We start from the raw sequence: 25604 nt of genomic DNA, 5'->3' as shown, positions 1-25604 counted from the left end.
CCATGCGATGCATGCGGCGGCGCCCGGAAAGCCCGGACCTTTCCGCATGCGGTATGTTTGACCCGCACCATGCCGTATCGCAACAAAATCTTGGGGGGAGACTCGAGAAACATGGGCAGGTGTTGCGGGCGGATGACGGCCCTGGCCAGCGCCAGGCGAACCCCGGGCCGCCGCATGCCCCCGCCGCCGCCCTGGGGGTGTGCCCCGTCAAAGGGGCGTGCTAGAACCGGGGTAGGCGCGCCGCCGTTGCGGCGCCGTTCCATCATCGTTCATGCGGGAGCCTGACTGCCATGCCGTCCTTCGACATCGTTTCCAAGACCGACAAAGCCGAGGTGGACAACGCCGTGGCGGGCGTGGTGCGGGAACTGGGCCAGCGCTTCGATTTCAAGGGCGCCAAGTGCACCATTGAGCACAAGGACGACGTCATCACCATCGTGGCCGATGACGCGCCCAAGCTGTCCCAGATGCAGGAAATGCTGAAGGTGCACCTCACCCGGCGCAAGCTGGACGTGGGCTGCCTGGACTGGGGCGACGACCAGCGCGCCGCCGGCGACGCCCGCCGCCAGGAGGTCAAGGTGAAGCAGGGCATCGACAAGGAACTGGCCAAGACCATCGTCAAGGCCATCAAGGACAGCAAGATGAAGGTCCAGGCGGCCATCCAGGGTGACGAGCTGCGTGTCACCGGCAAGAAGATCGACGACCTTCAGGACGCCATCCGCCTGGTGAAAGGCCTCAAGATCGAGCAGCCGCTGCAATACGAGAACTTCCGGGACTGACCCCGGAAGGGGGCGCCACGGGCGCGCGGCCTTGGCCGGCGCCCGTGCCGTCTTGCCCGGTGCCGTTCTGCCCGGTGCCGTTCTGCAGGGCGTCCACCACCAGGCGCTGCAGGCGGGGCGGGGCGATGGGCTTGTGCACGACCACGACGCCGGCGGCGGTGGCTTGCTCCATCAACTGGGGATCGGTGTCGCCCGTCACCAGCATGCCGCCGACATCCCCGCCGTAGCGCTTGCGGATCTCGGCGATGACGTCCATGCCGCGCCGGTTGCCGGGCAGGCGATTGTCCGAAATGACCAGGCGCGGGACCGCGTCCGTCTTGTTCAGCCCCTCGAACAGCGCCTCGGGCGTGGACGCGGCCAGGGGCACACAGCCCCAATCCTCCACCATGGCCTCCAGCGCCACCAACTGCAGCGGGTCATCCTCCAGCAGGGCGACCAGCACGCCACTGGGCAGCACGCCGCTGGGCGGCTGGTCCTTCGACGGCTCCTTCACCGGCGGCTCCACGGTTCCAGGCTCCTTCACCTCCGGATCCTGCACCGGGCGGGGGACAGTGCCGGGCGGGGGTTCCTTGACCGGCTCGGTCGCCGTGGCGGCGGCCGGCCGGGCCTCGGCCACCAGGACAGGGCGGGGGGCGGGCGCCCGCACCGGCTCGGCCAGCGGCAAGGTGATGGTGAAGCCGGACCCCCGGTTGGGGGTGGAGATGACGGTGACCGTCAGGCCCAACAGGGTGGCGGTCTTCTTGACGATGGCCAGGCCCAGGCCCAGGCCATGCTGCGCGTCGCGCTTGGCTTGCCCGCCTTGGGCCGTCGGCGTGCCGGCGACGGTCTCGCCGCGATAGAACTCATCGAAGATGAAGGGCAATTGGTCGGCCGGAATGCCGCAGCCGGTGTCCCATACCTGCAACCGCACCGTCGTGCCCCGGCGCCGGCAGCCGATGAGAATGCCGCCCTTGCGGGTGTGGCGCACGGCATTGACGATCAGGTTGCGCACCATACGGTCCAGCAGGACGGGGTCGCTGTTGACCTGGGCGGTGGTGGGGATGTAGCGCAGGTTGACGCCGTTGGCGGCGGCCAGGGGCCTGAACTCACCCGCCAGCCGTTCCATGACCGTGGACAGGGCGAAGCGCGTGGGCGTGGGCGTGACGGTCGCGGCCTCCAGCGCGGAGATCTGGACCAGGGCGTTCAGCAGATCCTCGGTGGCGTCCAGCGACTCCGTCAGCTTGGTCGCCAGGTCGCGCTGGGGATCGTCGGTCAGACGGGTTTCCAGCAGGTGCAGGAACAGGCGCATGGCCTGGAAGGGCTGGCGCAGGTCGTGGCTGGCGGCGGCCAGGAAGCGCGACTTGGCGCGGTTCGCCCGTTCCGCTTCCGCCTTCACCGCCTGCGCCTCGGCCAAGGCCACGGCGCCCCGGCGCGCCGTTTCCACCGTGATGTCCAGGCCCAGGCCGACGATGCCGGTGATGCTGCCATCCGGCTCGCGGTGGGGTTCCAGCACCAGGTCGTACAGCCGGCTTTCCGTCTCCCCCGGGATTTCCAGGCGGAACATGTGCCGCTCGCCCCGGCCGGTTTCCAGGATGCGGCCCTTGATGGCGTGCAGGGTGGTGAAACCCTCGGCGTTCTTGCCGCGGCCATTGCGGATGTCCAGGTCGGTCAGGCCCAGCACGCCGGGGCCGAAGGCCGCGACGGGTCCCTTGGCCCAGACGTAGCGCAGATCACCATCCTGCACGAACGCCAGCAGGGGGGACGGGGCCGACAAGCGGTTCAGCAAGGCGTTTTCCGCTTTCAGGGCGGCGTTTTCCGCGCGCAGACGGGCCAATTCTTCCCGCTGCTCTCCCTGTTCCCGGCCCAGAATTCGATTTAACATGGCCCCAACCAGACGTTTTACTTGGCAGGCCCCGAGTTAATCCTCTTTTAGGCCAAAAGCGAAGTGCGCCCTTGGGCGTAGGCCCCCAGGGGGAGGCCGTTCGACAGAGGCGCCCAGAGGACGCCAAAGGGGAGGGTATCCCTTCATAAGCCATTGGTGCGCATCGATTTCCCTATCCCCATAAGGCAGGGGGCGGCGGGGCGGCGACAGCGCCCTCGTATCGGATGCCGGGCATTCGGTCGCGGGCCAGAAGCAGGGGGCCGTCCAGGTCGATGAAGGCGGCGCCCTGGGCCAGCAGATGGGCCGGCGCCATGGACAGCGAGGTCGCCACCATGCAGCCCACCATGACACGAAGGCCCGCCGCCTCGCAGGCCGCCTTCATGGCCAGCGCCTCCGTCAGGCCGCCGGTCTTGTCCAGCTTGATGTTGGCCACCTGGTAGCGGCCGATCAGGGCGCTCAGGCTGTCCAGCCCGTGCACCAATTCATCGGCGCCCAGGGGGATGGGGCATTGATACCCCGCGAGGTCGGCGTCGCGGCCGGCCGGCAGGGGCTGTTCCAGCAGTTCCACCCCCAGGGCCGCCAGCGCCGGGGCGTAGCGGTCCAGCTGCTCCAGGCTCCAGCCCTCGTTGGCGTCCACCATCAGGCGGGCGTGGGGCGCGTTCTCCCGAACCGCCGCCACCCGGTCCAGGTCGCCCTCGCCGGTCAGCTTCAGCTTCAGCAGGGGGCAGTGGGCGGCGGCGCGGGCGGCGGCGCCCATGGCCGCCGGCGTGTCCACCGACAGGGTGAAGGCGGTGGCGAGCGGCGCCGGGGCCGACGCCAGGCCGGCCAGGCGCCAGGCGGGGACGCCCGTCCGCTTGGCCTCCAGGTCCCACAGGGCGCAGTCCAGGGCGTTGCGCGCCGCCCCCGGCGGCATCTGGCGCTGCAGATCGGCGCGGGTCAGGCCGTCGGCCACGGCGGGCGCCATCGCCTCCAGATCCGCCACCACACTGGCCACCGTTTCGCCATAGCGGGCATAGGGCACGGATTCACCCCGGCCTGTGGCACCCGTATCCGTCACCTCCGCCACCACCACATGCGCCTCGGTCTTGGCGCCGCGTGAGATGCGGAAGGTGCCGCGGATGGGGAAGGTCTCGGCGCGGACGGTCAGCGAAGAGGGCATTGGGATAGACCTTGGGGAAAAGGCGCCGCCACCGGCGGGGCGCGGCAACATAACGCTTCGCCACGACCGGCGCGATCCGGCATTCTCCGGGGCGGCGGGACGGTAGTCGAGGGTTGGGTGGTTATGGAGGACGTGCGGCGCAAGCCGATGGTGTGGCATGAGGCGGCGGCCGCGTTCCGCGAGGTGCTGTCCGATCCCGGGCGCACCGTGCGTTTCGCCGGCATGCCGGCCCTGGTGATGATGGTCCTCTATGTCATCCTGGCGCTGACCCACCCCCGGCCGGTGGACCCCGCGCTGGAGGAGGCGTGGGAGGCGGAGGTTCTGCCTTTCCACCTCGTGCCCATGATCTTCAACGCCTGGTTCTTCATCCGCATGCAGGTCTGGTGGGCGCGCTGGGTGTTGCAGGCGGATGACGGGGTGGGCTTCCTCAGCCCCAGCCTGGGCCGGCGGGAACTGGCTTACCTGGGGTGGATGCTGGCGGCCATCGTCAGCGCCCTGCCGGTGCTGGTCTTCCTGCTGCCCTCCTTGCGCCTGCTCGACGGCGCCCTGGTGGCGTTGGGCATGGAGATGCCGGAATCGGTGGCGGGCGGCCTGTTCGTGCTGGTGGCTCTGCCGCTGGTGCTGATCATGATGGGCATCTTCGGCCGCCTGATGGTGGGGGTGGTGCCCCTGGCGGTGGGCGGTGCGGCCTCTTTCCGCCTGGGTTGGATCGCCACCCGCGGCCTGTCCGTGCGACTGACGGCGCTCAGCCTGCTGACGGTGCTGCCCGCCTTCGTTACCCCCCTGTTCAGCCGGCTGACCGATCCGGTCGAGATCGCCGCCAGCTACGCCGTCAGCGTCGGCCTGTATGGCGTGGGTTGGGGCGCCTATGCCGTCATGCTCGCCCGTTTCTATGGCCTGACCCTGGGGCGCACCCGCCGCCAGGCGCCAGCCGTGGCGCCGTCCTGACGACGGCCAGGCCAAGGGTTCAGCACGTCGGCTGCTGCCCCAGGCTGGGATGGTGGACCACCATCAGGCGGCAGAGGTCGGGCTGTTCCACCCGCAGGGTGGCGCCGTCCGGCCAAGTGATGTCGAGCAGGTCGACCACTGTCAGCTCACCCAGGCCGAAATGGGCCACGGGCTCGCGCTGGTAGGGGCCGCCGGACCCGCTGGTGATGCTGCGCAGCTGCCGCCGGCCGCCGGCGGTCAGGCAGACGGTGGCGCCGCGCGCCGGCGCGCCGCCGGCTGTCAGGGGCAGGACGCGTAGCCAGTTGTTGCCGGTGGGGGAGGCCAGGAACAGCGACAGGGGCTGGGCCTCGCCATCGCCATGGCCCAGCAGCAGTTCCAGCTGGCCGTCGCCGTCGATGTCGGCCACCACGGCGGCGGTGCCCAGGCCCTCCGGCTCGGCGGCATCGCCCACGTCGATGGACACCCAGCGATCCTCCCGCCAGGCGAACAGGCGGTTGGGCTGGCCGTGCATGTTGAAGAACAGCTCCTCATAGCCGTCATTGTCGAAATCGGCGGCGATGACGGCGCGCACCGGACCCGGCTGCGCCATCTCCGCCGGCGCCACGTCGACGAAGCCGCCGCCGGCGCGATGCTGGAACAGGCGCTGCGGTCCCTGGATGTTGCCCAGCAGCAGGTCGACCAGCCCGTCGCCGTCGGCGTCCAGGATGGTGGCGGCGCTGGCGTTGGCGAAGGGGTCGTCCAGCCCCACCTCGTCCGCGATCTCCTCATACTGGCCGCCGCCAAGGTTGCGGAACAACAGGTTGGGGCCGTTGGCGCAGCCGACGAACAGGTCGGGCAGGGAGCCGGTGAGGCAGGAGCCCAGCAGCAGCCGGGCGTCAGCCTCGATGTCCAGCCCCGCCTCCTCCGCCACCTCGTGCAGGCGGCCGCGGCGGTCCAGCTCGAACAGCTGCAGGGGCACGCCCTCGCCACCGACCACGATGCTGTAACGGCCGGTGCCGTGGCGGTCCAGGCAGGCCAGCGACGTGCCGGCGGCGCGGTTGGCGGCGGCGAAATTTTCCGGCAGCGCGGCCAGGTCGACCCAGCGGTTGCCGAAGCAGGCGAACAGCCGGTCCGGCGTGGGCAGCGCGCCGGCCGCGACGGGTTCGTTCAAGATGTAGAGCTCTTCCCGGCCGTCGCCATCCATGTCGGCGAACAGGGCCGCCCGGGCGCAGGCGCTGGCGTCGGCCAGGGGGCCCGCCGGATGCTCCACCAAGGCGCCGCCGTCCCAGCTCAGCACGCGGTTGGGCGCGTCGGCGCAGGTGACGACGAAATCAAAGCGTCCATCACCATCTATGTCCCCCACCGCGATGCCGGCACAAGATATAGGGGGGTTGGGAACGATGAGGTTGGAGCACGCGATGAACATCAGGCGACCCTCCAGGGCAACGGGCGGCCCCCTTTCGGGCAGGTTCCGCACCCTCATTAACCATGGCTGGCGGGCAGGATACCCCATGCTGGCCGCAGTATCCCTGGGCTTTTCCGACGCAATGGAAAAATGCCCTTCTGAGGTACAAAAAATCCGTTGGCGTACTGTCACGATTTGGTAGGATCAGCGCTCGTTGCCGCTAGATGTGGTATCCGGTCCTCGGTTATCCACAGCGCAATTCATACACAGCCTGGGGATAAGTCATGCGGGACGGAGACGTTTTCGGCAGGATTCAAGTTGCTAACCGTCCGGCGGTCGTTGTGGATCATTCCCGTGACGATCTGTTGACGGCGTTCGGCAAGGCCACCTTGACCGACCGCTACCTGCTGCCCGGTGAAAGCTTCCAGGATCTGTTCGCGCGCGTGGCCAGCTATTACGCCGACGACGCGGCCCATGCCCAGCGGCTGTACGACTATATCTCCAAGCTGTGGTTCATGCCGGCCACGCCCGTGCTGTCCAACGGCGGCACCTCGCGCGGCCTGCCCATCAGCTGCTTCCTCAACGAGTGCAACGACAGCCTGAAGGGCATCGTCGACCTCTGGAATGAGAACGTCTGGCTGGCCTCGCGCGGTGGCGGCATCGGCAGCTACTGGGGCAACCTGCGCTCCATCGGTGAGAAGGTCGGCGGCAACGGCAAGACCTCCGGCGTGGTGCCTTTCATCCGCGTCATGGACAGCCTGACCCTGGCCATCAGCCAGGGCAGCCTGCGCCGCGGTTCAGCCGCGACCTACCTGCCGGTCTCCCACCCCGAGATCGAGGAATTCATCGAGATGCGCCGTCCCACCGGCGGCGATCCGAACCGCAAGGCGCTGAACCTGCACCACGGCGTGGTCATCCCCGACGCTTTCATGCGCGCGGTCGAGGCTGATGAGGAATGGGCGCTGACCAGCCCCAAGGACGGCTCGGTCATCCGCCGCATTTCCGCCCGGTCCTTGTGGATCCGCATCCTGACCGCCCGCATCGAGACGGGCGAGCCCTACCTGCTGTTCATCGACCACGTGAACCGCGCCATGCCGGAACACCACAAGCTGGCGGGTTTGTCGGTGAAGATGTCCAACCTGTGCAGCGAGATCACGCTGCCCACGGGGCTGGACCAGCTGGGCAACGAGCGGACGGCCGTCTGCTGCCTGTCGTCCCTGAACCTGGAATATTTCCTGGAGTGGCAGGACCATCCCACCTTCATCGAGGACACGCTGCGCTTCCTCGACAACGTCATGAGCGACTTCATCGCCAAGGCGCCGGACGACATGGAGCGCGCCCGCTATTCCGCCATGCGCGAGCGCTCGGTGGGGCTGGGTGTCATGGGCTTCCACAGCTTCCTGCAAAGCCAGGGCCTTCCGCTTGAGGGCGTGATGGCCAAGGTGTGGAACAAGCGCATGTTCGCCCACATCAAGCGTCAGGCCGACGAGGCGTCGTTGAAGCTGGGGCGCGAGCGCGGGCCGTGCCCGGACGCCGCCGACTATGGCTCGGAGGAGCGCTTCTCCAACAAGATCGCCATCGCGCCCACCGCCAGCATCTCCATCATCTGCGGCGGTGCCTCGCCGGGCATCGAGCCGGCGGCTGCCAACGCCTTCAACCACAAGACGCTCTCCGGATCGTTCTCGGTGCGTAACAAGCACCTGGAGCAGGTGCTCGCGACCTATGGTCGCAACGACGAGGACACCTGGTCGTCCATCACGCTGAACGGCGGTTCCGTCCAGCACCTGGACTTCCTGACGGATCTGGAGCGCGACGTCTTCAAGACGGCGTTCGAACTGGACCAGCGCTGGCTGATCGAGCATGCGGCCGACCGCACGCCCTTCATCTGCCAGTCGCAGAGCCTGAACATCTTCCTGCCGGCCGACGTGCATAAGCGCGACCTGCACCAGATCCACTTCCAAGCCTGGAAGAAGGGCGTGAAGAGCCTCTACTATCTTCGCTCCATGTCCATCCAGCGCGCGGAGGCCGACATCGGCGCCGTCGTGGCCAAGAAGACGGAAGCGAAAGCCAGCGCCCCGGCGGCCGTGGAAACCAACAACTACGAGGAATGCCTGGCTTGCCAGTGAGCCCTTGATCCACGATCAATGGCTCCAGGGGCCGGTCTTCCGGGATCGGTCCATTGATGCTGGCGGGGAAGTCGCATGCGGGTTGTGAAGGCACTGGCCAGGGTGGCCTTGGCGGGCGCCCTGGGGTTCGGCTTGGCGGGGTGCGGGGGGCATGACCTGCCGGTGAATCCCTTCCTGCAACTGGTGCCGGTCAGCCCGTCGGGGCAGATCCTGGGGCCGCCCTCGGGCAGCCAGCTGCAATACAAGGCGGTGCTGATGCTCTGGTTCCACCAGACGGACACCAACCACGACGGCGTGCTGACCCGGGATGAGGTCATCGCCGACGCGGACCGGAGTTTCGACCTGTTCGACCTGGACCACGATGGCAGCATCACCTCGGCCGAACTGGAGAAGTACCGCCTGAGCCAGCCCTTCCGGGCGCGGTCGCATCCGGTGACGCCCCTGCTGGGTGCCCAGGAGCGCGCGGTGCAGCCGGATTCGGTGGAGGCGCTGCCCGACGGCGCGAGCTACCAGGGCTCCCGCGTGCGCCTGCAGGTGGGCCTGGATCCGGTGATGTCGGCCGACACCGACAGCGATTTCCGGGTGACCCGCGAGGAGTTGCGCGCCCAGTCGCTGCGCAAGTTCGACAAGTGGGACACCGACCACGACGGCAAAGTGACCGCCGATGAATTCCTGGCGGCGATGATGGCGCCCTTCGAGGCGCTGACGAAGTCGTCAGGCTGGTTCTGACTATTTCACCAACGACGTATAGACGAACGGATTTCGCCCGTGCCCAGCCAGCTTTTGACCCCGAACCCCGTCTACAAGCCCTTCCGTTATCCGTGGGCCTATGAGGCCTGGCTGACGCAGCAGCGCCTGCACTGGATGCCGGAGGAGGTGCCGCTGGCCGACGACGTGAAGGATTGGCGCCAGAAGCTGTCGGACGGCGAGCGCAACCTGCTGACCCAGATTTTCCGGTTCTTCACCCAGGCCGACGTCGAGGTGAACAACTGCTACATGAAGAAGTACGCGGCGGTGTTCCAGCCGACCGAGGTGCAGATGATGCTCTCGGCTTTCTCCAACATCGAGACCATCCACATCGCGGCCTACAGCCACCTGCTGGACACCATCGGCATGCCCGAGGTCGAGTACTCCGCCTTCCTCCATTACAAGGAGATGAAGGACAAGTACGACTACATGCAGGAATTCACGGTGGACAACCCCGCCAACATCGCCAAGACCCTGGCGGTGTTCGGCGCCTTCACCGAAGGCCTGCAGCTGTTCGCCTCCTTCGCCATCCTCATGAACTTCCCGCGCTTCAACAAGATGAAGGGCATGGGGCAGATCGTGACCTGGTCGGTGCGCGACGAGACGCTGCACACCCAGTCCGCCATCCGCCTGTTCCGCACCTTCGTCGCCGAGAACCCGGACATCTGGACGGAGTCGTTCCAGAAGGAACTCTACGTCGCCTGTTCCACCATCGTGGCGCATGAGGACGCCTTCATCGACCTGGCGTTCGAGATGGGCGGCGTGCAGGGCCTGACGGCCGAGGACGTGAAGCAGTACATCCGCTGGATCGCCGACCGCCGCCTGGTGCAGCTGGAACTGCAGCCCATCTATCGCGTGGAAAAGAACCCGCTGCCCTGGATGGACGTCATGCTGAACGGCGTGGAACACGCCAACTTCTTCGAAAATCGCGCCACCGAATACAGTAAGGCCGCCACCGGCGGCAGCTGGGACGAGGCGTTCGACTGATCCTGCCTGGGTGCGGGCGCTATCCGTTCGAGGGTAAGGGGGCGTCGGTGGTGACATCGGCGCCCTTTTTCGTTCTAGGATGCCATCAAGTTGGGGCGCGTTGAGAGAATGGGGCTGGATGTGGGCGACGACGGCCGGAAATTGCTGCTGGACGGCCAGTGGGCCGACGCGGCGGCCTATTACAACACCGTCGTGACGGCGGCGCCGGATGACGCGGCGGCTTGGACCCACCTGGGCGTGGCGCTGCTGCAGCTGGGCTACGCCGAGGCGGCGGTGGACGCTTTCCGGCGGGCCTTGGCCGCGCGGGCGGATTTCATACCTGCGTTGGCCAACCTGGGCGCGGCCTTGCATCGCCAGGGCCAGCTGGTCGAGGCCATCGAGGCCTACTGCGCCGCCGTGGCGGCCCAGCCGGACAATGCCCAACTGTTGGCCAATCTGGGGAACGCCCTGGCCGATGCGGGACGCCAGGACGAGGCCATGGCCATCCACCGCCGGGCCGCGGAATTGCAGCCGGCCCCGCCGCTGGCCGAGATGGCGCCCCGCCCGCCGATGGCGGACGGGCGGCGGGACAAGGCCATCGAGCTGAACGCCATCGGCAACGCCCACCTCGCGGCCGGCCATGCCCAGGCGGCGCTGGATGCCTATGCCCAGGCCCTGGGCCTCTCGCCCGATTATGCCGATGCGCAGGGCAATTTGGGGAACGCCCTGCGCGGCCTTGGGCGGCTGGGGGACGCCATCACCGCCTATCGGCGCGCGGTGGAACTGGCGCCCCAGGACGCCGGGCACTGGTGCAACCTCGGCATCGCGCTACAGGCTGATGGCGCGGTGGCGGAGGCGGCGGACATGGCGCGCCGGGCCCTTGGCTTGCAGCCAGACTTGGCCCTGGCGCACACCTGCCTGGGCGTGGCCTTGCGCGACATGAAGGAACTGGACGCCGCCATCGAGTCCCTCCGGCGGGCCGTGGCGCTGGACCCTGGGCTGTCCGACGCCATCCACGCCCTATCGGGCTGCCTGGTGGAACGACAGCGCTGGGAGGAGGTGGAGGCGCTGGGGCGTGACGCGCTGGCCCGCGATTCGCAGTCGATCGACGCCCGCGTTTGCCTGGCGGTCGCCTTGCAGGGCCAGAACCGCCTGGAGGAGGCGGTGGACATGGCGCGGCAGGCGCTGGTGCTGCAGCCTGACAGCGAGCTGGCGCTGGGTGTGATGGCCGCCGCCCTGCACGGGCTGGACCGCAGTGGGGAGGCGCTCGCCGCCGCGGTTCGTGGGCTGGCGGTGGCGCCCAGCAACGCGGACATGCACAACACCTTGGGAATCGTGCTGCTGGACGCCGGGCGGGTGTCGGAGGCACAGGCCGCGCTGCGCCGGGCCATCGCCCTCAAGCCCAACTTCGTCACCGCCCATGTCAATTTGGGCATGGCCTGCCTGCAGCTGGGCCAGCTGGAGGAAGGCTGGGTGGAATATGAGTGGCGCCTGCGGGATGGGCACGAGACCCGGCTGTGGGACGTGATGCCCGAGCGCGCCTGGCGCCCGGGCCAGGACCTGACCGGCCGCACCTTGACGCTGCACACCGAGCAGGGCATGGGCGACCTGATCCAGTTCAGCCGCTATGCCGATCGGCGATGGTGGGGCGGACCGGGGCGCTCTGGCCCGCCGGCCCGCATCGTGCTGCGCACGCCGCGCAGCCTGGCGGATCTGGTGGCAAGCGTGCCGGGCGTCGACGCGCTGCTGGTGGATGACGAGGTGCCGACGATCTGTGACGTGCATGCCCCCTTGCTCAGCCTGCCCTACATGCTGGGCACCACGCTGGCGACGGTGCCGGCGGCGGTCCCCTATATGACGCCGCCGCCCGCCGCCCTGGCCCGCTGGCGCGCCTGGTTCGCGGCGGAGGACGCGGGCATCCGCGCGCCCGGCCCCCGGGTGGGGCTGGTCTGGGCCGGCAATCCCGGCCACAGGGGCGACCGCCATCGGTCCATCCACCAGCTGGCGGCGCTGGACCCGCTGTGGGCGGTGCCGGGCGTGCGCTGGTACAGCCTGCAGGTGGGCCCGCGCGCCGGGGATGTGGGGCAAATGCCGGCCGGGCGGGTGACGGACCTGTCCGCACGCCTGACCGACTACGGCGAGACCGCGGCGGCCATCGCCAACCTGGATCTGGTGATTGCCGTCGATACCTCGGTCGCCCATTTGGCGGGCGCCTTGGGCAAGCCGGTTTGGCTGCTCATTTCCAACCGGCCGGATTGGCGGTGGATGCGCGACCGGGCGGACAGCCCCTGGTATCCCACCGCCCGGCTGTTCCGGCAAACCCGCATGAACGATTGGTCCAGCCCGATGGCGGCCATGGCCGCGGCCTTGGCCGAGCTGGCGGCCCGGCACAGCGTGCCGGCGGCGCAGGACGGGGCGTTCCGCCGCCTGTTCGGGTTCTAGTCTTTTATCCAGTAACGGTTTGAACGATCAGCACGCCGTTCAGGATGACGATGATGCCGGCCACCGCCCAGGCGGGGGCCAGCAGCCAGCGGGGCGCCGCCAGGCGTCCCATGACGCCCCGGTCGCCGCAGAAGCGGACCAGGGGGATGACGGCGAAGGGCAGCTGCAGGCTCAGCACCACCTGGGTGAAGATCAGCAGCGTGGTGGCCGCCGCGTCGCCGGCGATGGCCAGCACCAGCAGGGTGGGCACCAGCGCCAGCAGGCGGGTGATCAGCCGGCGCCACACCGGTTTCAGCCGCAGGGAGACAAAGCCCTCCATCACCACCTGGCCGGCCAGGGTGGCGGTGACGGTGGAGTTCTGGCCCGCCGCCAGCAACGCCACCGCGAACAGCAGGCTGGCCAGCGGCGCGCCCAGCATGGGGGCCAGCAGGCGGTAGGCTTCCTCGATATCCTCCACCAGCGCCTGGCCGTGGAAGGCCGCCGCCGCCAGGATCAGGATGCCAGCGTTGATGAAGAAGGCGATGAACAGGGCCACCGTGCTGTCCAGCGTGGCGAAGCGGATGGCCTCGCGCCGGCCTTCCTCGTCCCGGGGAAAGGCGCGGGTGCGCACCACGGCGGAATGCAGGTAGAGATTGTGCGGCATGACGGTGGCGCCCAGGATGCCCACCGCCACGTACAGCTTGGCCGGGTCGCTCAGCAGGTCGGCCGTGGGTAGGAAGCCGGCCAGCACCGCTCCCACGTCCGGCCGGCTCAACGCCACCTCCGCCAGGAAGCAGAGGCCGATCAGGGTGATGAGGCCCAGGATGAAGGCCTCCAGCCGGCGCACGCCCCGGTTCTGCAGGGCCAGGATCAGCAGGCTGTCGAAGGCGGTGATCAAGGCGCCCACGATCAAGGGCAGGCCGAACAGCAGCTTCAGCGCGATGGCGGAGCCGATGACCTCCGCGATGTCGCAGGCGATGATGGCGATCTCGCACAATATCCACAGCAGGACGGCGGTGCGGGGGCCATACCGTTCCCGGCATAGCTGGGCCAGGTCGCGGCCGCTGGCGACGCCCAGGCGCACCGACAGGGCCTGCAGCAGCATGGCCATCAGGCTGGACAGCAGCACCACGGACAACAGCGCGTAGCCGAAGCGGGAGCCGCCGGCGATGTCGGTCGCCCAGTTGCCGGGGTCCATATAGCCCACGGCCACCAGGTAGCCGGGACCGGAAAAGGCCAGCAGCTTGCGCCAGAAGCCGCCGGAGACGGGTACGCCGGCCGTGGGCTCCGCCGAGGGGCCGGGCCATTTGTCCTTGCTCGCGTCCACCGCCGACTGCATGCGCCGCCTTTTCTGGTCCTGGCTCTGTCCGGGCCCGCCATCATCGGCGGGCCAAAAGATTAACATAGCGAAGTTCTGCTAACGGAACGAGGGCGGCAGTGGTGCGCTGGCTGCGACGCGTCGCCATTCATTGGCGCGGCGCGACGCTTTGGTGTAGGGATGCGGCGCAAAACGCCCTTTCCTTGAGGATCGCCACCGGGATGAGCGCCACCACCGCCGTGAAACGCCTGAGCGTGCCCGACATTTCCGCCCGCAAAGGGGCTACCCCCGTGGTGTGCCTCACGGCCTACACCGCCCCCATGGCCGGCCTGCTGGACCCGCACTGCGACGTGCTGCTGGTGGGGGATAGCCTGGGCATGGTTCTGTACGGCCTGCCCAGCACCCTGGGCGTCACGGTCGACATGATGGTGGCCCATGGCGCCGCCGTGGTGCGCGGTTCCGCCCAGGCCGCCGTGGTGGTGGACCTGCCCTTCGGCAGCTACCAGGAAAGCCCGGAGCAAGCCTTCCGCGTCGCCGCCCGCATCCTGGCCGAGACCGGCGCCAGCGCCGTGAAGCTGGAAGGGGGGAGGAGATGGCGCCCACCATCGACTTCCTGGTGCGCCGGGGCATTCCCGTCATGGGCCACGTCGGGCTTACGCCACAGGCGGTGAACGTGCTGGGCGGCTACCGCGCCCGCGGGCGGGGGGAGGCGGAGCAGGCCAAGATCCTGGGCGATGCCCGGGCCGTGGCCGAGGCCGGCGCCTTCTCCCTGGTGATCGAAGGGGTGGTGGAGCCGCTGGCCCGCCAGGTGACGGAACTGGTGCCCGTGGTCACCATCGGCATCGGCGCCAGCGCCGCGTGCGACGGCCAGGTGCTGGTGTCGGATGACATGCTGGGCCTGTTCGCCGACTTCACGCCCAAGTTCGTCAAACGCTACGCCGACCTCGCCGGCCAGGTTTCCGCCGCCGCCCAGGCCTATGCCGAGGATGTCCGGGCCCGCCGCTTCCCCGGGCCCGAACACACCTTCGCGGAGAAGCGGCCGAAGGCCTGACCCTTATTTCAACGGCTTGTACCCATCCGGCACGGCGTAGACGAAGGGCCGCTCGCCGAAGTTCACGCTGATCAACCCGTCCTTGACCAGGGCGGCCATGGTGACGCTGGAGGTCAGGCCCATGACCGTGGGCAGCCGGGCCGGGATCTGCATTCCCCCCGTCTGGCCCGGGGCGGCGCCCTTCCAGGCGCCGTCCACGCGCATGTACAGCCAGCCGGTATCCAAGTCCACCGCCAAGCCCAACACGTGCTTGGGTTCGCCGGCGCGGTCATGGCGCAGCTGGATCAGGGGGCCAAAGCTGGCTTCCCGGTTTTCCGCGCCGAAGAACAGGGCGGTTTCCGCCCGCTTGGCCACGGCGCCCATGTCAATGGTGGCCTCGACATACCACTTGCCGGTGCTGACGGGTGGCCGGGCCCAGATCTCATAAAGGTCGCCAGAGGCAGCGGCGTCCGGCGCCGGGGCTTGGCCGGCCTGTTCCGCCGCCAGCTGGGCCGAGCGCTCGTTGGTGAAGCGGACGACGCACACGGTCTTGGCGCGGTTGGTCAGGATGGCCTGGAACCACTTCTCCCGGTCGCTTTCCTTGTTGTCCAGGCCGCAGGTCTCGTCCCGCCGCTTCAACCAAGCGCGCTGCTCGTTCCGCAGGGCCAGCTTGCCGGCATCGTCCAACTTGCCGCGTACCTCGTTATAGACGCGGTTGATCTCGGCGTCGGTGCGGCGCAGGTCGGCGCCCAGACACTGCACCGTTTCCTCATCCGAGGCCGGGCGGTCGCAGTTGGCGGCGCGAACCGCGCCGGGATGCAGCGCCAGGCCCAGGGTCAGGCCAATGAGGGTGGCGGCACCCGCCAGACGTGGGCGCCAAGCGCCCGTAACCATGCTGATCCAGGATAGGCCGACCACGGTGCGCTCCCATACATTGCAGGTCCACCCTCTTATCACGACCGGGGGAGGGCGCTAAGTCGCGCGAGAGTCATCTGCCGAAAGGCCAGAACGGATCGTGACCGGATTGACGGGGGGACCCGAACGGGCTTAGTGTGTTCGCGAATTGTTCTTGTCGGGCGAGAGGGAACCATGGCGAAGGCGCGCAAACCCGGGGGGATGGCCGAGACGGCCCTGAACCAGATGGATCTGTTCGGCGCGCCGGCCCAGGTCCTGGGTCCGGTGGCGGCCGTGAATGCGCCCACGCCCCTGCGCCCGCGTCCGCCCGCCGAACCGGCGCCGGCCGACCTGGATGACGCCGCCCTGCTGGCCCGGCTGCCCGACGCGCCGCTCAGCAAGGCCCTGCCCCTGATCACGGAGGCTGGGCGCCGTCGCCTGACCGCCGCCGTGCCCTTGCTGGGCCTGCGTCTGCGGCGGCTGGCCGGCTATGGCCTCAGCGGCCGGGAACCGGTGGCGGTGCTGGAGGCGCTGGCCGCCATTGGTGGGCCGCAGGCGACGGCCATCGTCGCCGGCTTGCTGGGTGGCGTGGGTCTGGCCGGCCCCGTGGAGGTGGCGGCCTTGACCGCCGCCGTGCGGCTGGAGGTGGCGCTGGATCGCAAGGTGCTGCTGCGCCTGCTGGGCACGGCCGACGCCGCGGCGCGCGCGGCCGCCTGCCGCTGCGTGCGGCAGGCGGAATTCCCGGTCATCGACGCGCTGGAAAGGCTGCGGGCCGATCCCGACCGGGCGGTGGCCACCGGCGCGGTCTGCGCCCTGGGCCGGCTGGGGCGCCCCACCGTGCGCGCCGACCTGGCGCAGCTGGTGACGGCGGCGCCGACGCGGGAGACGGTGGCGGCCCTGGCCTCGGTCATGGATCATGTCGGTGTGGACGCCGATGGCCTGGTGGCCCTGCGCCGCGCCGCCCGCCACGCCGACCTGCGCGAGATGGTGCTGGAGGCGCTGGACGGCTTCGACGATGCCCAGGCCACGGCCCTGGCGGCCAAGCTGCGCCAGCAGGCGGTGCAGGCGGATGCCGCCTGAAACGACGCCTCCTGAAACGACAGAGGCCGGCCCAAACGGACCGGCCTCTGCCATGAACACGCTCTGCTCGGCCCTTTTCGGGTCAGGCATTCCCGGCGGCGGCGACCTTGCTGGCGGCGGCGCGGGCCGCCCCCTTGGCCGGGGCGGGCAGTTCCACGTTGACCTCTAGCGTGGAATAGCCACTGGCCCGGTCCAGCTTCACCGCCACCTTGTCGTCGTCGATGGAGACGTACTTCTTGATGACGTCCAGCAGCTCTTTCTGCAGCTGGGGCAGGAAATCCGGGCTGTCGCGGCCGGCCCGCTCATGGGCCAGGACGATCTGCAGGCGTTCCTTGGCCTGGTCGGCCGCGGACGCCTTCTTGGGCGTGCGGAAGAAATCGAAGATGCTCATGCGGTCCTCCGCAGCAGCCGGTCGAAGAAGCCCTTCTTCTCCACTTTGACGAAGCGGTGCTCGATCTTCTCGCCCAGGAAGCGGCCGACGGCGTCGGAGTAGGCCTGGCCGGCGTTGGACTTGTCGTCCAGCACCACGGGCATGCCGACGTTGCTGGCGCGCAGCACGGCGGGGCTTTCCGGGATGATGCCCAGCAGCGGGATGGCCAGGATCTCCAGCACGTCCTCGACCTTCAGCATCTCACCCTTCTCCACCCGCTCCGGGTCGTAGCGGGTGACCAACAGGTGCTCCTCCACCGGGGCCTCGCCCTTCTCGGCGCGGCGCGACTTGGCCTGGATGACGCCCAGGATGCGGTCGCTGTCGCGCACCGAGGAAACCTCGGGGTTGGTGACGATGATGGCGTGATCGGCGAAGTACAGCGCCATCAGGGCGCCTCGCTCGATGCCGGCCGGGCTGTCGCAGATGATGTAGTCGAACTCTTTCTTGAGTTCGTTCAGGATCTTCTCGACCCCCTGCTCGGTCAGGGCATCCTTGTCGCGGGTCTGCGAGGTGGGGAGGATGTAGAGGTTCTCCACCCGCTTGTCCTTGATCAACGCCTGGCTGAGGCGCGCCTCGCCATTGATGACGTTGATGAAGTCGAACACCACGCGGCGCTCGCACCCCATGATCAGGTCCAGGTTGCGCAGGCCCACGTCGAAATCGATGATGCAGGTCTTGAACCCCCGCAAGGCCAGGCCGGTGCCGAAGGCGGCGGATGAGGTGGTCTTGCCGACGCCGCCCTTGCCCGATGTCATGACGATGATCTTGGCCAAGAACGTCTCCCTTGGAAAAGAAGGTTACTGGGAAAACCGGCCGTGCGTCAGACGGTGACCGGATCGATGTGCAGGAAACCCTGGTCCAGGTAGATCTGGACCTGGCGGCGCAGGACGGATTTCTCCAGATCCTCGCTCACCCGGTACAGCCCGGCGATGGAGACCATCTCCGCCTCCAGGCTTTGGCAGAAGATGCGCGCGTTGTGGTCGCCCGCCATGCCCGCCAGCGCGCGCCCGCGCAGCGAACCGTAAACATGGATGTTTCCGTCGGCCACCAGCTCGGCGCCCGGCGACACCGACCCGATGACCACAAGATCGCCGCCCTGGGCGTACAGCTGCCGGCCGGAGCGCACATTCTCCCGCACCAGCAGGGTGGCCTTCTGGTAGGGCAGGTCGTGCGCCGGCGCCGGGGCGGCGGCCACCGCGGCGGCCACTGGGGCGGCGGGCGCGTCCGCCACCGCCTGCGGGCGGGCGGCCGGCGGCGCCTCGGCCGTGGCGCGGCCCTGTGGGAACACGGCCAGGCCCACGGCCAGCGCCGCCTCCTGCTGTTCGCGGGTGCCGCCTTGCAGACCCACGGCGATCAGGCCCAGCGTGCGCAGCAGGTCGCAGAAATTCTCGAAATCAAAGCCTTGCCCCGGAGGAAGATCGTCCAGGTCCAGCACTACCGGCGCATTGCGGAAAAAATTGGGCGCCTGGCGCACCTTGTCCGACAGGGCGAAGAAAAAGTTCTGGGCATGCGGGTCCGAGACCTTCAGCACCATCATGGTGAAGTTGCTGCCGCGCAATTGGAACGGCGCGTCGCGGAATGCCACCTGGTTGCTCATCTCGCCCCTGACCCCTTAGTCCCTAATCTGCCTGACCATCACCCGTCCGCGCGTGACCGGAACGTCCCTCGCGCCCCAGCCGGGGGTGGGGGCTCGTGTCCAATCGCCCGCGGGGGGCAGAGGGTCCTCGAAATGCCACGGCACGTCCTGGCCGAACGGCAGGACGGCGCCCCAGGCCGGACCCATCGAAGGCGCGTTTCAAGACCAGATGGGCGCAGGCGTCAAGGGAATCCTCAGATCCACATTTTGAGCGGAAAGCGCCAGCCCACACAATATTTATTGCGTCTTAGTGCACCTTCGGGGTGTCCGCGCCGGCGGTGCGACGCTGGATGGTGGGGGGCGGCCCAGGGGCAGCCTCTTGAATCGCGGGGGCGTTTTCGCCGCAGTGCCAAAACTGGCCCGCCGCGCCGGCTCACGCCACCTTATCCCGAAAGGGCAAGGGTGGGTCGACTCGGCGGCCGCGTCGTGCTGGCCACGGGGCGCCGACTCGGGGCGGAGCGGCCACCACATCTGGTATGAATATTTGATGTATGCCCCAAGGCCTGCTGACAGATGCTCGCAGGTGCGGTAAGGTGCATACCAGGGTCGTCACTCAAGAATGACGGGTCGGGGTATTGCGAAACTGTGCGCCGCTGCCTGTGCTGTCGTGTGCCTGCCGGGGGAACGGACTTCCCCCGACGTCCCCGCCACCGTTGACCCTTGAGGCCACCCGCAGTCGGCCGCCATCGTCCCGCCGCATCGCACGGTCCGCGGCATCCGGCCCCGCAAGGGGATGCGGATCGCCCCATCCGGCGCCGCACGATGGCCCTCTCCAAACCGCATGCCCCGCTGACCTGGGGATGCGGTTTTTTCGTGCCCGGTCTCCGGCGCCCGGGGTCCCAACCCCCGGGGTCGCCCGGCACGCGGTTCCTGCCTGCCTAGTAACCTGGCCGCGGGCGTTCCCGCGGCGCAATTCGGTGTGACTGAGGAGACAGACATGGCCAAGCGTCCAGTGAAGGTGACTTCCGGCGGCTCCAGCTCCGACAAGGTGCGCCCGCTTTTCCCCGATGTGATGCCCGCCCGGGCCGCCAATGGGGCCGCTGGCGGCCCCGTTAGCGCCGGCTGGGATCCCATCGAGGAACGGCGGGATCAGAGCTATGTGCGCAAGGTCAAACCGCAAAGCCCCAACCAGAAGGTGCTGATGGAAGCCATCGCCAGCCACAATCTGGCGCTGGCGCTGGGCCCGGCGGGCACAGGCAAGACTTACCTCGCCATCTCCAGCGCGGTGGAAGCGCTGGAGGCCGGCCGGGTCGACCGCATCATCCTCTCCCGACCGGCTATCGAGGCGGGTGAGAGCATCGGCTATCTGCCGGGCGACATGGGGGAGAAGATGGCCCCCTTCCTCCGCCCGCTGTACGACGCGCTGAACGACCGCCTGGGCGGCAAACGCCTGCGTACCCTGATGGCGGAAGGCACCATCGAGATCGCGCCGGTGGGCTTCATGCGCGGCCGCACCCTGAACAACGCCTTCGTCGTCATCGACGAGGCGCAGAACTGCACCTACGGCCAGATCAAGATGCTGCTGACCCGCCTGGGCTGGCACTCCACCATGGTGCTGACCGGCGACCCGGACCAGTCCGACCTGCTGAACGGCTTGTCCGGCCTGGCCGACATCGCCCGCCGGCTGGAGGCGGTGGAGGGCATCGCCGTCGTCCGCCTGAACGACCGCGACATCGTGCGCCACCCACTGGTGGCCAGCATGCTGAGCGTGCTGTAAGGGCGGCCTAGACTTTAGAACCAGGGGCGGACGGTGCCGACGGGTGCCGCCCGCCTTTGTTTTCAGGGCCGGGGCGCGGTAGGGTAAACGCGACCTTATTTTCCCGTCGCGCGGGCGCCGCACATCCCATGGCCAAGAAACGTCTGATCCGCCTGCTGGTCACCCTGGTGCCGGCGCTCGCCTTCGCGGCCCTGGTGGCGTGGTGGCTGGGGGCGCCGCCCTCGTCCCGCCCCGCATCCAGCGCCAGCAGCACGGGGGCGGCCCCGGGCGGCGGCGGCCAGATCGTGCCGGGCGTGGCCGTGGGCGGCCCCTTCACCCTGGTGGACCAGTCCGGCAAAACGGTGACGGAGAAAAGCTACGCCGGGTCCTGGCGGCTGATGTTCTTCGGCTACACCTTCTGCCCCGACATCTGCCCGACCGAACTGCAGGTCATGGCCCAGGCCATGGACCAGCTGGGGGCGGAGGGCGACAAGGTGCAGCCCATTTTCGTCAGCGTCGATCCCGGTCGCGACACGCCGCAGCAACTGTCGGACTATGTCGCGCAGTTCCATCCCCGCCTGGTGGGGCTGACCGGCACGGCCGCCCAGGTCTCCGCCGCCACGCGCGCCTGGCGGGTCTACGCCGCCAAGGTGGCCGGCGACGACCCGGAAAACTACCTCATGGACCATTCCACCTACGTCTACCTCATGGACCCGGACAACCGCCTGGCCACCATCTTCGCCCGGGGCACCACGGCGGAGGACATGGTGAAGGGCATCCGTGAGGCCATGGCCAAAGGGGCGGCCGGGAAATAGGGCCGCTAGGCGCTTCTGTCCAATTGCGACCGGCCGGCCCGTTGGGGCAGACGGGGCCGTCGCATTCTCAATAGGGGCAAACCATGGTCCGCATCCGCTCCCTTCTCGCGTCGCTGATGATCGCCGCCGCGCCGGTGATGGCCGTCGCGCCGGCCGTCGCGCAGGAGGCCCCGGCACCGGCGATCGAGGCCACCGCCGCCTGGTCGCGGCCCACCATCCGGGGGGCGAAGGCCGGTGTCGCCTTCGTCACCCTGCGCAACAAGGGGCCGGCCGACCGGCTGGTGGGGGTGGAGGCCGACGTGGGCAAGGTGGCCCAGATCCACCTGGCCGAGGTGGTGGACGGAATCGCCCGCATGCGGCCCTTGGCCGATGGCGTGGCGCTGCCGGCCGGGGGCACGGTGACGCTGAAGCCCGAGGGGCCGCACATCATGCTCATGGGCCTGACCCAGCCCCTACAGGTTGGGCAACGCGTCCATTTGACCCTGCGCTTCAAGGCCGCGGCGCCCCTTGCCGTCGAGGCGACGGTGCTGGCGCCGGGGGCTGAGCCCGGCATGGGCGGCGGTGCTACGCAGGGTGGCGCGCGCAATGGCGGTTGAGCTTGGGACATCGCGCCTGCGCGTGCCGCGCGGGGCGATAAAATAGTCCTTTAGAATCATATACTTGGCCCTGTGCTTTTGCGACTTGACAGGGGGTGTACCGCCCCGTATGGTGCCGCCGCTTTCGCATGGCGACGACTCCATTGCGGCGGAAGGGGCATACCTCCAGGGGTTTAGACCTTGACGGACCAGACACCCCCGCCTTCCTTGGATGAGCTTGAGGCCCGATTGCGGGATGCGCGACGTGGCGCCGAGTCTTCCTCCTCCTCTCCCGCACAGCGGAAGGATGAGGCGGGCAACGGTATGCTGGGCGTCGCGTTTCGCGTCGGTGCCGAACTGGTCGCGGCGATGGTGGTCGGCGTCGGTGGCGGTTTGGTCATCGATCGCTGGCTGGGCACGTCGCCCTGGGGACTGATCGTGATGTTCGTCCTGGGGTCGGCTGCCGCGATGTTGAATGTATACCGGGCCGTCAACGGCATGGGATACGCGGTGGGATATCGGCGACCGGACACGGGCGCCAACTCAGGGGGCGGAACCAACTCCACCCCCGCCAAGGATGAAGGTGAGGGGAATCGTGGCCACTGATCCGCTGCATCAGTTTCGCATCGAGCAGATCGTTCCTCTGCATCTCGCCGGGCACGACGTCTCCTTCACCAACTCCTCCCTCTACATGGTGGTCGCGGCCGTGCTTGTCACCGGCCTGCTGGTCGCCGGCACCGCCTCGCGCGCGCTGGTCCCGGGCCGGCTGCAGTCGGTGGCGGAACTGCTTTACGAATTCGTGTCGGGCATGGTGCGGGACAACGCCGGCGCCCAGGCGCGCCCCTATTTCCCGCTGGTGTTCTCGATCTTCGCCTTCGTGCTGTTCGGCAACATGATCGGCATGGTCCCCGGCACCTTCACCTTCACCAGCCACATCATCGTGACCTTCACGCTGGCGGCCCTGGTGTTCGTGTTCGTGACCCTGGTGGCGCTGATCCGCCACGGCTTCCACTTCTTCAGCTTCTTCTTCCCCTCGGGTGCGCCCATCGCGCTGGCGCCCATCCTGATCCCCATCGAGATCATTTCGTATCTGATGCGGCCGGTCAGCCTGTCCATCCGACTGTTCGCCAACATGATGGCGGGCCATACCATGCTGAAGGTCTTCGCCGGCTTCACGATCACCATGATCGGCGCCCTGGGCGCCGTCGGCTGGCTGGCCGGCGCCGTGCCTGTGGCGATCAATGTGGCCCTGATCGGCTTCGAGATCATGGTCGCCTTCCTGCAGGCTTACGTCTTCACCATCCTGACCTGCCTCTACATCCGCGACGCCATCGAGCTGCACTAAGCCGCGATCGTCCGACCGTAGGGCCTGTCTTCACCCTTCAACCGTTCCATCACACAGAGGAAGTCTATAATGGATCCGCAAGCCGCTAAGTTCATCGGCGCCGGTCTGGCCATGTTCGCCCTGGCTGGTGTCGGCATCGGCATCGGCAACATCTTCGCCAACCTGATCGCCTCCGTGGGCCGCAACCCGGCCGCCCGCGCCTCCGTGTTCCCGATCGGCATTCTGGGCTTCGCGCTGACCGAAGCCGTGGCGCTGTTCGCGCTGCTGATCGCCTTCCTGATCCTGTTCGCCTAAGCCTGACCCTGGGCTTGATGGAACGGCCGCGGCGGCTGGCCCCTCGGGGCGGGCCGCCCGTGTTTGAAGTGGGTCGAAGGGGCGGGGCCGGCGTCATGCCGGCCGCCGCCCCTGAGCCCTTGTTCGGGGCCGTCCTGGTCCGCCGCCCGTCAAACCCGCCTACAGGTTCCGATCCGATTTCCGGCGATGGCCCGGTGCGGGATGTTTCATGGGCATAAGCCCTTGACGCGATCCCAGCGCCAGCCCTTCCCGGGCGATCTCGCAGACAAGGTGATCTTCATGGTGAATCCAAGGCTCATGGTGTGGCTGAAGGGCCTTGCCGCCGCCGCCGTCCTGACGGTGGCCCTGGGTGGCGCGCCGTCGTTCGCGCAGTCGGGTGAAGAATCCACCCACGCGACGGACAGCGTGGAGCAGGAAGCTGGCGTGCACGAGGAAAAGGGCCTGCCCCAGCTGAACACCAAGACGTTCGCGTCTCAGATTTTCTGGCTGGCCATCACCTTCGGCACGCTCTACGTGCTGGTGGCCAAGGTCGGCCTGCCGCGCGTCGGCGCCGTTCTGGACGCCCGCGAGGCCAAGATTTCCGGCGATCTGGACAAGGCCACGCAGCTGAAGGCCGAGACCGACGCCATTGTCGCCGCCTATGAGAAGGCGGTGGCCGAGGCCCGTGCCGGCGCCCACAAGCTGCTGAACGAGACCGCCGCCACGGCCGATGCCGCGGCCGCCAAGCGCACGGCCGATGTCGTCGCCGGCCTGGTCGCCAAGCAGAAGGAAGCCGAGGCCCGCATCGAGGGCCAGAAGCAGACCGCGCTGGCCAATGTGCGCGCCGTGGCCGCCGAGGCCGCCAGCGCCGCCGTCGCCAAGCTGGCGGGTGTCGAACCCGATCAGGCCGGTGTCGATGGCGCCGTGAATGCCGCCCTGAAGGAGCGTGCGTGATGTTCGATCTGCAGAATCCCACTTTCTGGGTTGGCGTCGCCTTCGTCGTCTTCCTGGCCCTGGTGATCTGGAAGGGCGGCTTCGGCGCCCTGGGCAAGAGCCTGGACGCCCGGGCGGAGAAGATCCGCCTGGAGATCGAGACCGCGCAGAAGCTGCGCCAGGACGCCGAGGCGGCCCTGACCGCCTATCAGAAGAAGCAGCGCGACGCGATGAAGGAGGCTGACGCCATCATCGCCGCCGCCCGCGAAGAGGCCGATCGCATCCGCCAGCACGCGGAAGCGGACCTGGATGCCACCCTGAAGCGCCGCGAGGCCCAGGCCCTGGAGAAGATCGCTCAGGCCGAGGCCGCCGCCCTGCAGCAGGTGCGCAGCCTGGCCGTGGACGTGGCCCTGGCCGCGACCGAATCGCTGCTGACCCAGACCATCGACCAGTCGCGCAGCGACGCCATGGTGGCCTCGGCCATCGAGGAACTGCCCGGTAAGCTGCATTGATCGTTTGATCAGCGGCTCAGGCGATTGAAAAAGGGCGGTCCCATAGGGGCCGCCCTTTGCTTTTTTGGGAGTCGGACCAAGAGCCTACTTCGGCTGGTACTCAACCACTGGCGCCACTTTGCGGGCGGCCTTGCCGATCCCCCGGCGCAGAGTGACCTTGGTGTGGCCGGCCTTCCACTCGGCGCTGGCCGACTCGGCGTCCTTCTGGCGGCCGGCGGGGGCGCCCAACTGTTTCACCAACTGCGCGTCGACGCCGTCGCCGCACTCCTTGGACGCCTCTTGCCCGTAAAGGGTGACGCGGCGCAGGGCGTTCTTCTTCATCTCGAAGTCCACGGCATAGGCGCAGCCGCCCAGGCGGATGCTCTCCAGGCCGAACAGGTAGCGGACATGACCTCCGCCGCCGATCTCGAACTCCCGTGCCTTGGGGTAGGCGGCCAGGATCTGCTTATGGGTCATACCCCAGGTGACCTGGCCCCAGCCGTTCACATCCTTCGCCTTCGCCGGCGGCTTGGCCGGCTCATGCTTGGGTTTGGCGGCCGCCAGCGCCGTGCCCGAGGCGGCGCCGAAGGCCAGAGCCGCCAGCAGGCAGGCGCCCAGGCGGGAAGTGCGGTGCTTCATGGTTGTTCTTCGTACCTGGAGGAGGGGGCCGCCCCTGGCCCTGAGTCGGAAATTGGACGAA

At 68.6% G+C, this 25604-nt stretch carries 24 protein-coding genes and 1 pseudogene; 16 read left to right on the top strand and 9 right to left on the bottom strand.

Annotated elements, in window-relative coordinates:
• The first annotated feature begins 290 nt into the window (after positions 1-290).
• Complete coding sequence (locus UAJ10_RS20875) at positions 291-776, top strand: YajQ family cyclic di-GMP-binding protein (protein ID WP_040846069.1); 486 nt, start codon at positions 291-293, stop codon at positions 774-776.
• Here UAJ10_RS20875 and UAJ10_RS20870 read toward each other — a convergent pair.
• Positions 733-2637 (bottom strand): ATP-binding response regulator, encoded by a 1905-nt coding sequence (locus tag UAJ10_RS20870; RefSeq protein ID WP_322917136.1) that lies wholly within the window; start codon positions 2635-2637, stop codon positions 733-735. The two genes, UAJ10_RS20875 and UAJ10_RS20870, sit on opposite strands and share 44 nt — an antisense overlap.
• Positions 2638-2809: 172 nt before the next feature.
• Positions 2810-3796, bottom strand: a complete 987-nt coding sequence (gene dgcA, locus UAJ10_RS20865) for an N-acetyl-D-Glu racemase DgcA (RefSeq protein WP_322917135.1) — start codon at positions 3794-3796, stop codon at positions 2810-2812.
• A 132-nt stretch (positions 3797-3928) separates the two neighbouring features.
• On the opposite strand from dgcA, the gene UAJ10_RS20860 reads away from it, so the two are divergent.
• Positions 3929-4744, top strand: a complete 816-nt coding sequence (locus tag UAJ10_RS20860) for a hypothetical protein (RefSeq protein ID WP_322917134.1) — start codon at positions 3929-3931, stop codon at positions 4742-4744.
• 19 nt (positions 4745-4763) lie between these two features.
• On the opposite strand, the gene UAJ10_RS20855 is transcribed toward UAJ10_RS20860, so the two are convergent.
• Entirely contained in the window at positions 4764-6149 is a 1386-nt protein-coding gene (locus tag UAJ10_RS20855) for a CRTAC1 family protein (protein WP_322917133.1), read from the bottom strand.
• A gap of 263 nt (positions 6150-6412) precedes the next feature.
• Here UAJ10_RS20855 and UAJ10_RS20850 point away from each other — a divergent pair, with 263 nt between their 5' ends.
• The 4 genes from UAJ10_RS20850 to UAJ10_RS20835 all read left to right on the top strand — a co-directional run bounded on the left by UAJ10_RS20850 (position 6413) and on the right by UAJ10_RS20835 (position 12409).
• Complete coding sequence (locus UAJ10_RS20850) at positions 6413-8254, top strand: ribonucleoside-diphosphate reductase subunit alpha (protein WP_322917132.1); 1842 nt, start codon at positions 6413-6415, stop codon at positions 8252-8254.
• A 75-nt stretch (positions 8255-8329) separates the two neighbouring features.
• Entirely contained in the window at positions 8330-8983 is a 654-nt protein-coding gene (locus tag UAJ10_RS20845; protein WP_322917131.1) for an EF-hand domain-containing protein, read from the top strand.
• 39 nt (positions 8984-9022) lie between these two features.
• Entirely contained in the window at positions 9023-9988 is a 966-nt protein-coding gene (locus tag UAJ10_RS20840) for a ribonucleotide-diphosphate reductase subunit beta (RefSeq protein ID WP_322917130.1), read from the top strand.
• A gap of 108 nt (positions 9989-10096) precedes the next feature.
• Entirely contained in the window at positions 10097-12409 is a 2313-nt protein-coding gene (locus UAJ10_RS20835; protein WP_322917129.1) for a tetratricopeptide repeat protein, read from the top strand.
• 4 nt (positions 12410-12413) lie between these two features.
• Here UAJ10_RS20835 and UAJ10_RS20830 read toward each other — a convergent pair whose 3' ends face one another.
• Positions 12414-13727: an Nramp family divalent metal transporter gene (locus tag UAJ10_RS20830; RefSeq protein WP_322917128.1), complete on the bottom strand. Its 1314-nt coding sequence runs from the start codon at positions 13725-13727 to the stop codon at positions 12414-12416.
• A gap of 200 nt (positions 13728-13927) precedes the next feature.
• On the opposite strand from UAJ10_RS20830, the pseudogene panB reads away from it, so the two are divergent.
• A pseudogene (panB, locus tag UAJ10_RS20825) lies at positions 13928-14757 on the top strand (3-methyl-2-oxobutanoate hydroxymethyltransferase).
• A gap of 3 nt (positions 14758-14760) precedes the next feature.
• On the opposite strand, the gene UAJ10_RS20820 reads toward panB, so the two are convergent.
• Entirely contained in the window at positions 14761-15654 is an 894-nt protein-coding gene (locus tag UAJ10_RS20820; protein WP_322917127.1) for a lysozyme inhibitor LprI family protein, read from the bottom strand.
• A 171-nt stretch (positions 15655-15825) separates the two neighbouring features.
• Between UAJ10_RS20820 and UAJ10_RS20815 the strand changes: the two genes are divergently transcribed.
• On the top strand, positions 15826-16710 hold the full coding sequence (locus UAJ10_RS20815; protein WP_322917126.1) for a hypothetical protein: 885 nt from the start codon (positions 15826-15828) through the stop codon (positions 16708-16710).
• An 82-nt stretch (positions 16711-16792) separates the two neighbouring features.
• Here UAJ10_RS20815 and minE read toward each other — a convergent pair whose 3' ends face one another.
• From minE to minC, 3 genes are read right to left on the bottom strand one after another with little or no spacing between them, the layout of a single operon-like run.
• Positions 16793-17101, bottom strand: coding sequence for a cell division topological specificity factor MinE (gene minE / locus UAJ10_RS20810; protein ID WP_322917125.1), 309 nt, complete (start codon positions 17099-17101; stop codon positions 16793-16795).
• Entirely contained in the window at positions 17098-17913 is an 816-nt protein-coding gene (minD, locus tag UAJ10_RS20805; protein ID WP_322917124.1) for a septum site-determining protein MinD, read from the bottom strand. The genes minE and minD overlap by 4 nt, the downstream gene beginning before the upstream one ends.
• A 47-nt stretch (positions 17914-17960) precedes the next feature.
• Entirely contained in the window at positions 17961-18737 is a 777-nt protein-coding gene (gene minC / locus UAJ10_RS20800; protein ID WP_322917122.1) for a septum site-determining protein MinC, read from the bottom strand.
• A 976-nt stretch (positions 18738-19713) separates the two neighbouring features.
• Between minC and UAJ10_RS20795 the strand changes: the two genes are divergently transcribed.
• From UAJ10_RS20795 to UAJ10_RS20760, 8 genes are all read left to right on the top strand, one after another.
• Positions 19714-20493 carry a PhoH family protein gene (locus tag UAJ10_RS20795; RefSeq protein ID WP_322917121.1) on the top strand — a complete coding sequence of 260 codons (780 nt, stop codon included), beginning with the start codon at positions 19714-19716 and terminating at the stop codon, positions 20491-20493.
• 128 nt (positions 20494-20621) lie between these two features.
• Positions 20622-21287, top strand: a complete 666-nt coding sequence (locus UAJ10_RS20790; protein WP_322917120.1) for an SCO family protein — start codon at positions 20622-20624, stop codon at positions 21285-21287.
• A gap of 83 nt (positions 21288-21370) precedes the next feature.
• Positions 21371-21883 (top strand): copper chaperone PCu(A)C, encoded by a 513-nt coding sequence (locus UAJ10_RS20785; RefSeq protein ID WP_322917119.1) that lies wholly within the window; start codon positions 21371-21373, stop codon positions 21881-21883.
• A gap of 303 nt (positions 21884-22186) precedes the next feature.
• Positions 22187-22468, top strand: a complete 282-nt coding sequence (locus UAJ10_RS20780; protein WP_246172610.1) for an AtpZ/AtpI family protein — start codon at positions 22187-22189, stop codon at positions 22466-22468.
• On the top strand, positions 22458-23207 hold the full coding sequence (locus UAJ10_RS20775; RefSeq protein ID WP_246134637.1) for a F0F1 ATP synthase subunit A: 750 nt from the start codon (positions 22458-22460) through the stop codon (positions 23205-23207). The genes UAJ10_RS20780 and UAJ10_RS20775 overlap by 11 nt, the downstream gene beginning before the upstream one ends.
• 69 nt (positions 23208-23276) lie before the next feature.
• Positions 23277-23501, top strand: coding sequence for an ATP synthase subunit C family protein (locus UAJ10_RS20770; protein ID WP_088870973.1), 225 nt, complete (start codon positions 23277-23279; stop codon positions 23499-23501).
• A gap of 222 nt (positions 23502-23723) precedes the next feature.
• The gene (locus tag UAJ10_RS20765) at positions 23724-24434 is read left to right on the top strand and encodes a F0F1 ATP synthase subunit B family protein (RefSeq protein ID WP_322917118.1); all 711 of its coding nucleotides are present in this window, start codon (positions 23724-23726) and stop codon (positions 24432-24434) included.
• Positions 24434-24925, top strand: coding sequence for a F0F1 ATP synthase subunit B family protein (locus UAJ10_RS20760; RefSeq protein WP_322917117.1), 492 nt, complete (start codon positions 24434-24436; stop codon positions 24923-24925). The genes UAJ10_RS20765 and UAJ10_RS20760 overlap by 1 nt, the downstream gene beginning before the upstream one ends.
• Before the next feature lie 84 nt (positions 24926-25009).
• On the opposite strand, the gene UAJ10_RS20755 is transcribed toward UAJ10_RS20760, so the two are convergent.
• Positions 25010-25543 carry a hypothetical protein gene (locus UAJ10_RS20755; protein ID WP_322917116.1) on the bottom strand — a complete coding sequence of 178 codons (534 nt, stop codon included), beginning with the start codon at positions 25541-25543 and terminating at the stop codon, positions 25010-25012.
• Positions 25544-25604 lie beyond the last annotated feature (61 nt).

It is taken from the genome of Nitrospirillum guaranorum (assembly GCF_034653275.1).
GTDB lineage: Bacteria > Pseudomonadota > Alphaproteobacteria > Azospirillales > Azospirillaceae > Nitrospirillum.
This window is presented reverse-complemented; position numbering and strand designations above follow the sequence as displayed.

Bases quoted from the DNA above. Each gene is read 5' to 3' on its own strand.
- UAJ10_RS20795 (WP_322917121.1), top strand. From the start codon at position 19,714: ATGGCCAAGCGTCCAGTGAAGGTGACTTCCGGCGGCTCCAGCTCCGAC.
- UAJ10_RS20845 (WP_322917131.1), top strand. From the start codon at position 8,330: ATGCGGGTTGTGAAGGCACTGGCCAGGGTGGCCTTGGCGGGCGCCCTG.
- UAJ10_RS20855 (WP_322917133.1), bottom strand. From the start codon at position 6,149: ATGTTCATCGCGTGCTCCAACCTCATCGTTCCCAACCCCCCTATATCT.
- UAJ10_RS20870 (WP_322917136.1), bottom strand. From the start codon at position 2,637: ATGTTAAATCGAATTCTGGGCCGGGAACAGGGAGAGCAGCGGGAAGAA.
- UAJ10_RS20780 (WP_246172610.1), top strand. From the start codon at position 22,187: ATGCTGGGCGTCGCGTTTCGCGTCGGTGCCGAACTGGTCGCGGCGATG.
- UAJ10_RS20830 (WP_322917128.1), bottom strand. From the start codon at position 13,727: ATGCAGTCGGCGGTGGACGCGAGCAAGGACAAATGGCCCGGCCCCTCG.
- UAJ10_RS20755 (WP_322917116.1), bottom strand. From the start codon at position 25,543: ATGAAGCACCGCACTTCCCGCCTGGGCGCCTGCCTGCTGGCGGCTCTG.
- UAJ10_RS20760 (WP_322917117.1), top strand. From the start codon at position 24,434: ATGTTCGATCTGCAGAATCCCACTTTCTGGGTTGGCGTCGCCTTCGTC.
- UAJ10_RS20770 (WP_088870973.1), top strand. From the start codon at position 23,277: ATGGATCCGCAAGCCGCTAAGTTCATCGGCGCCGGTCTGGCCATGTTC.
- UAJ10_RS20850 (WP_322917132.1), top strand. From the start codon at position 6,413: ATGCGGGACGGAGACGTTTTCGGCAGGATTCAAGTTGCTAACCGTCCG.
- UAJ10_RS20875 (WP_040846069.1), top strand. From the start codon at position 291: ATGCCGTCCTTCGACATCGTTTCCAAGACCGACAAAGCCGAGGTGGAC.
- dgcA (WP_322917135.1), bottom strand. From the start codon at position 3,796: ATGCCCTCTTCGCTGACCGTCCGCGCCGAGACCTTCCCCATCCGCGGC.
- UAJ10_RS20785 (WP_322917119.1), top strand. From the start codon at position 21,371: ATGGTCCGCATCCGCTCCCTTCTCGCGTCGCTGATGATCGCCGCCGCG.
- UAJ10_RS20835 (WP_322917129.1), top strand. From the start codon at position 10,097: ATGGGGCTGGATGTGGGCGACGACGGCCGGAAATTGCTGCTGGACGGC.
- UAJ10_RS20790 (WP_322917120.1), top strand. From the start codon at position 20,622: ATGGCCAAGAAACGTCTGATCCGCCTGCTGGTCACCCTGGTGCCGGCG.
- minC (WP_322917122.1), bottom strand. From the start codon at position 18,737: ATGAGCAACCAGGTGGCATTCCGCGACGCGCCGTTCCAATTGCGCGGC.
- UAJ10_RS20815 (WP_322917126.1), top strand. From the start codon at position 15,826: ATGGCGAAGGCGCGCAAACCCGGGGGGATGGCCGAGACGGCCCTGAAC.
- minE (WP_322917125.1), bottom strand. From the start codon at position 17,101: ATGAGCATCTTCGATTTCTTCCGCACGCCCAAGAAGGCGTCCGCGGCC.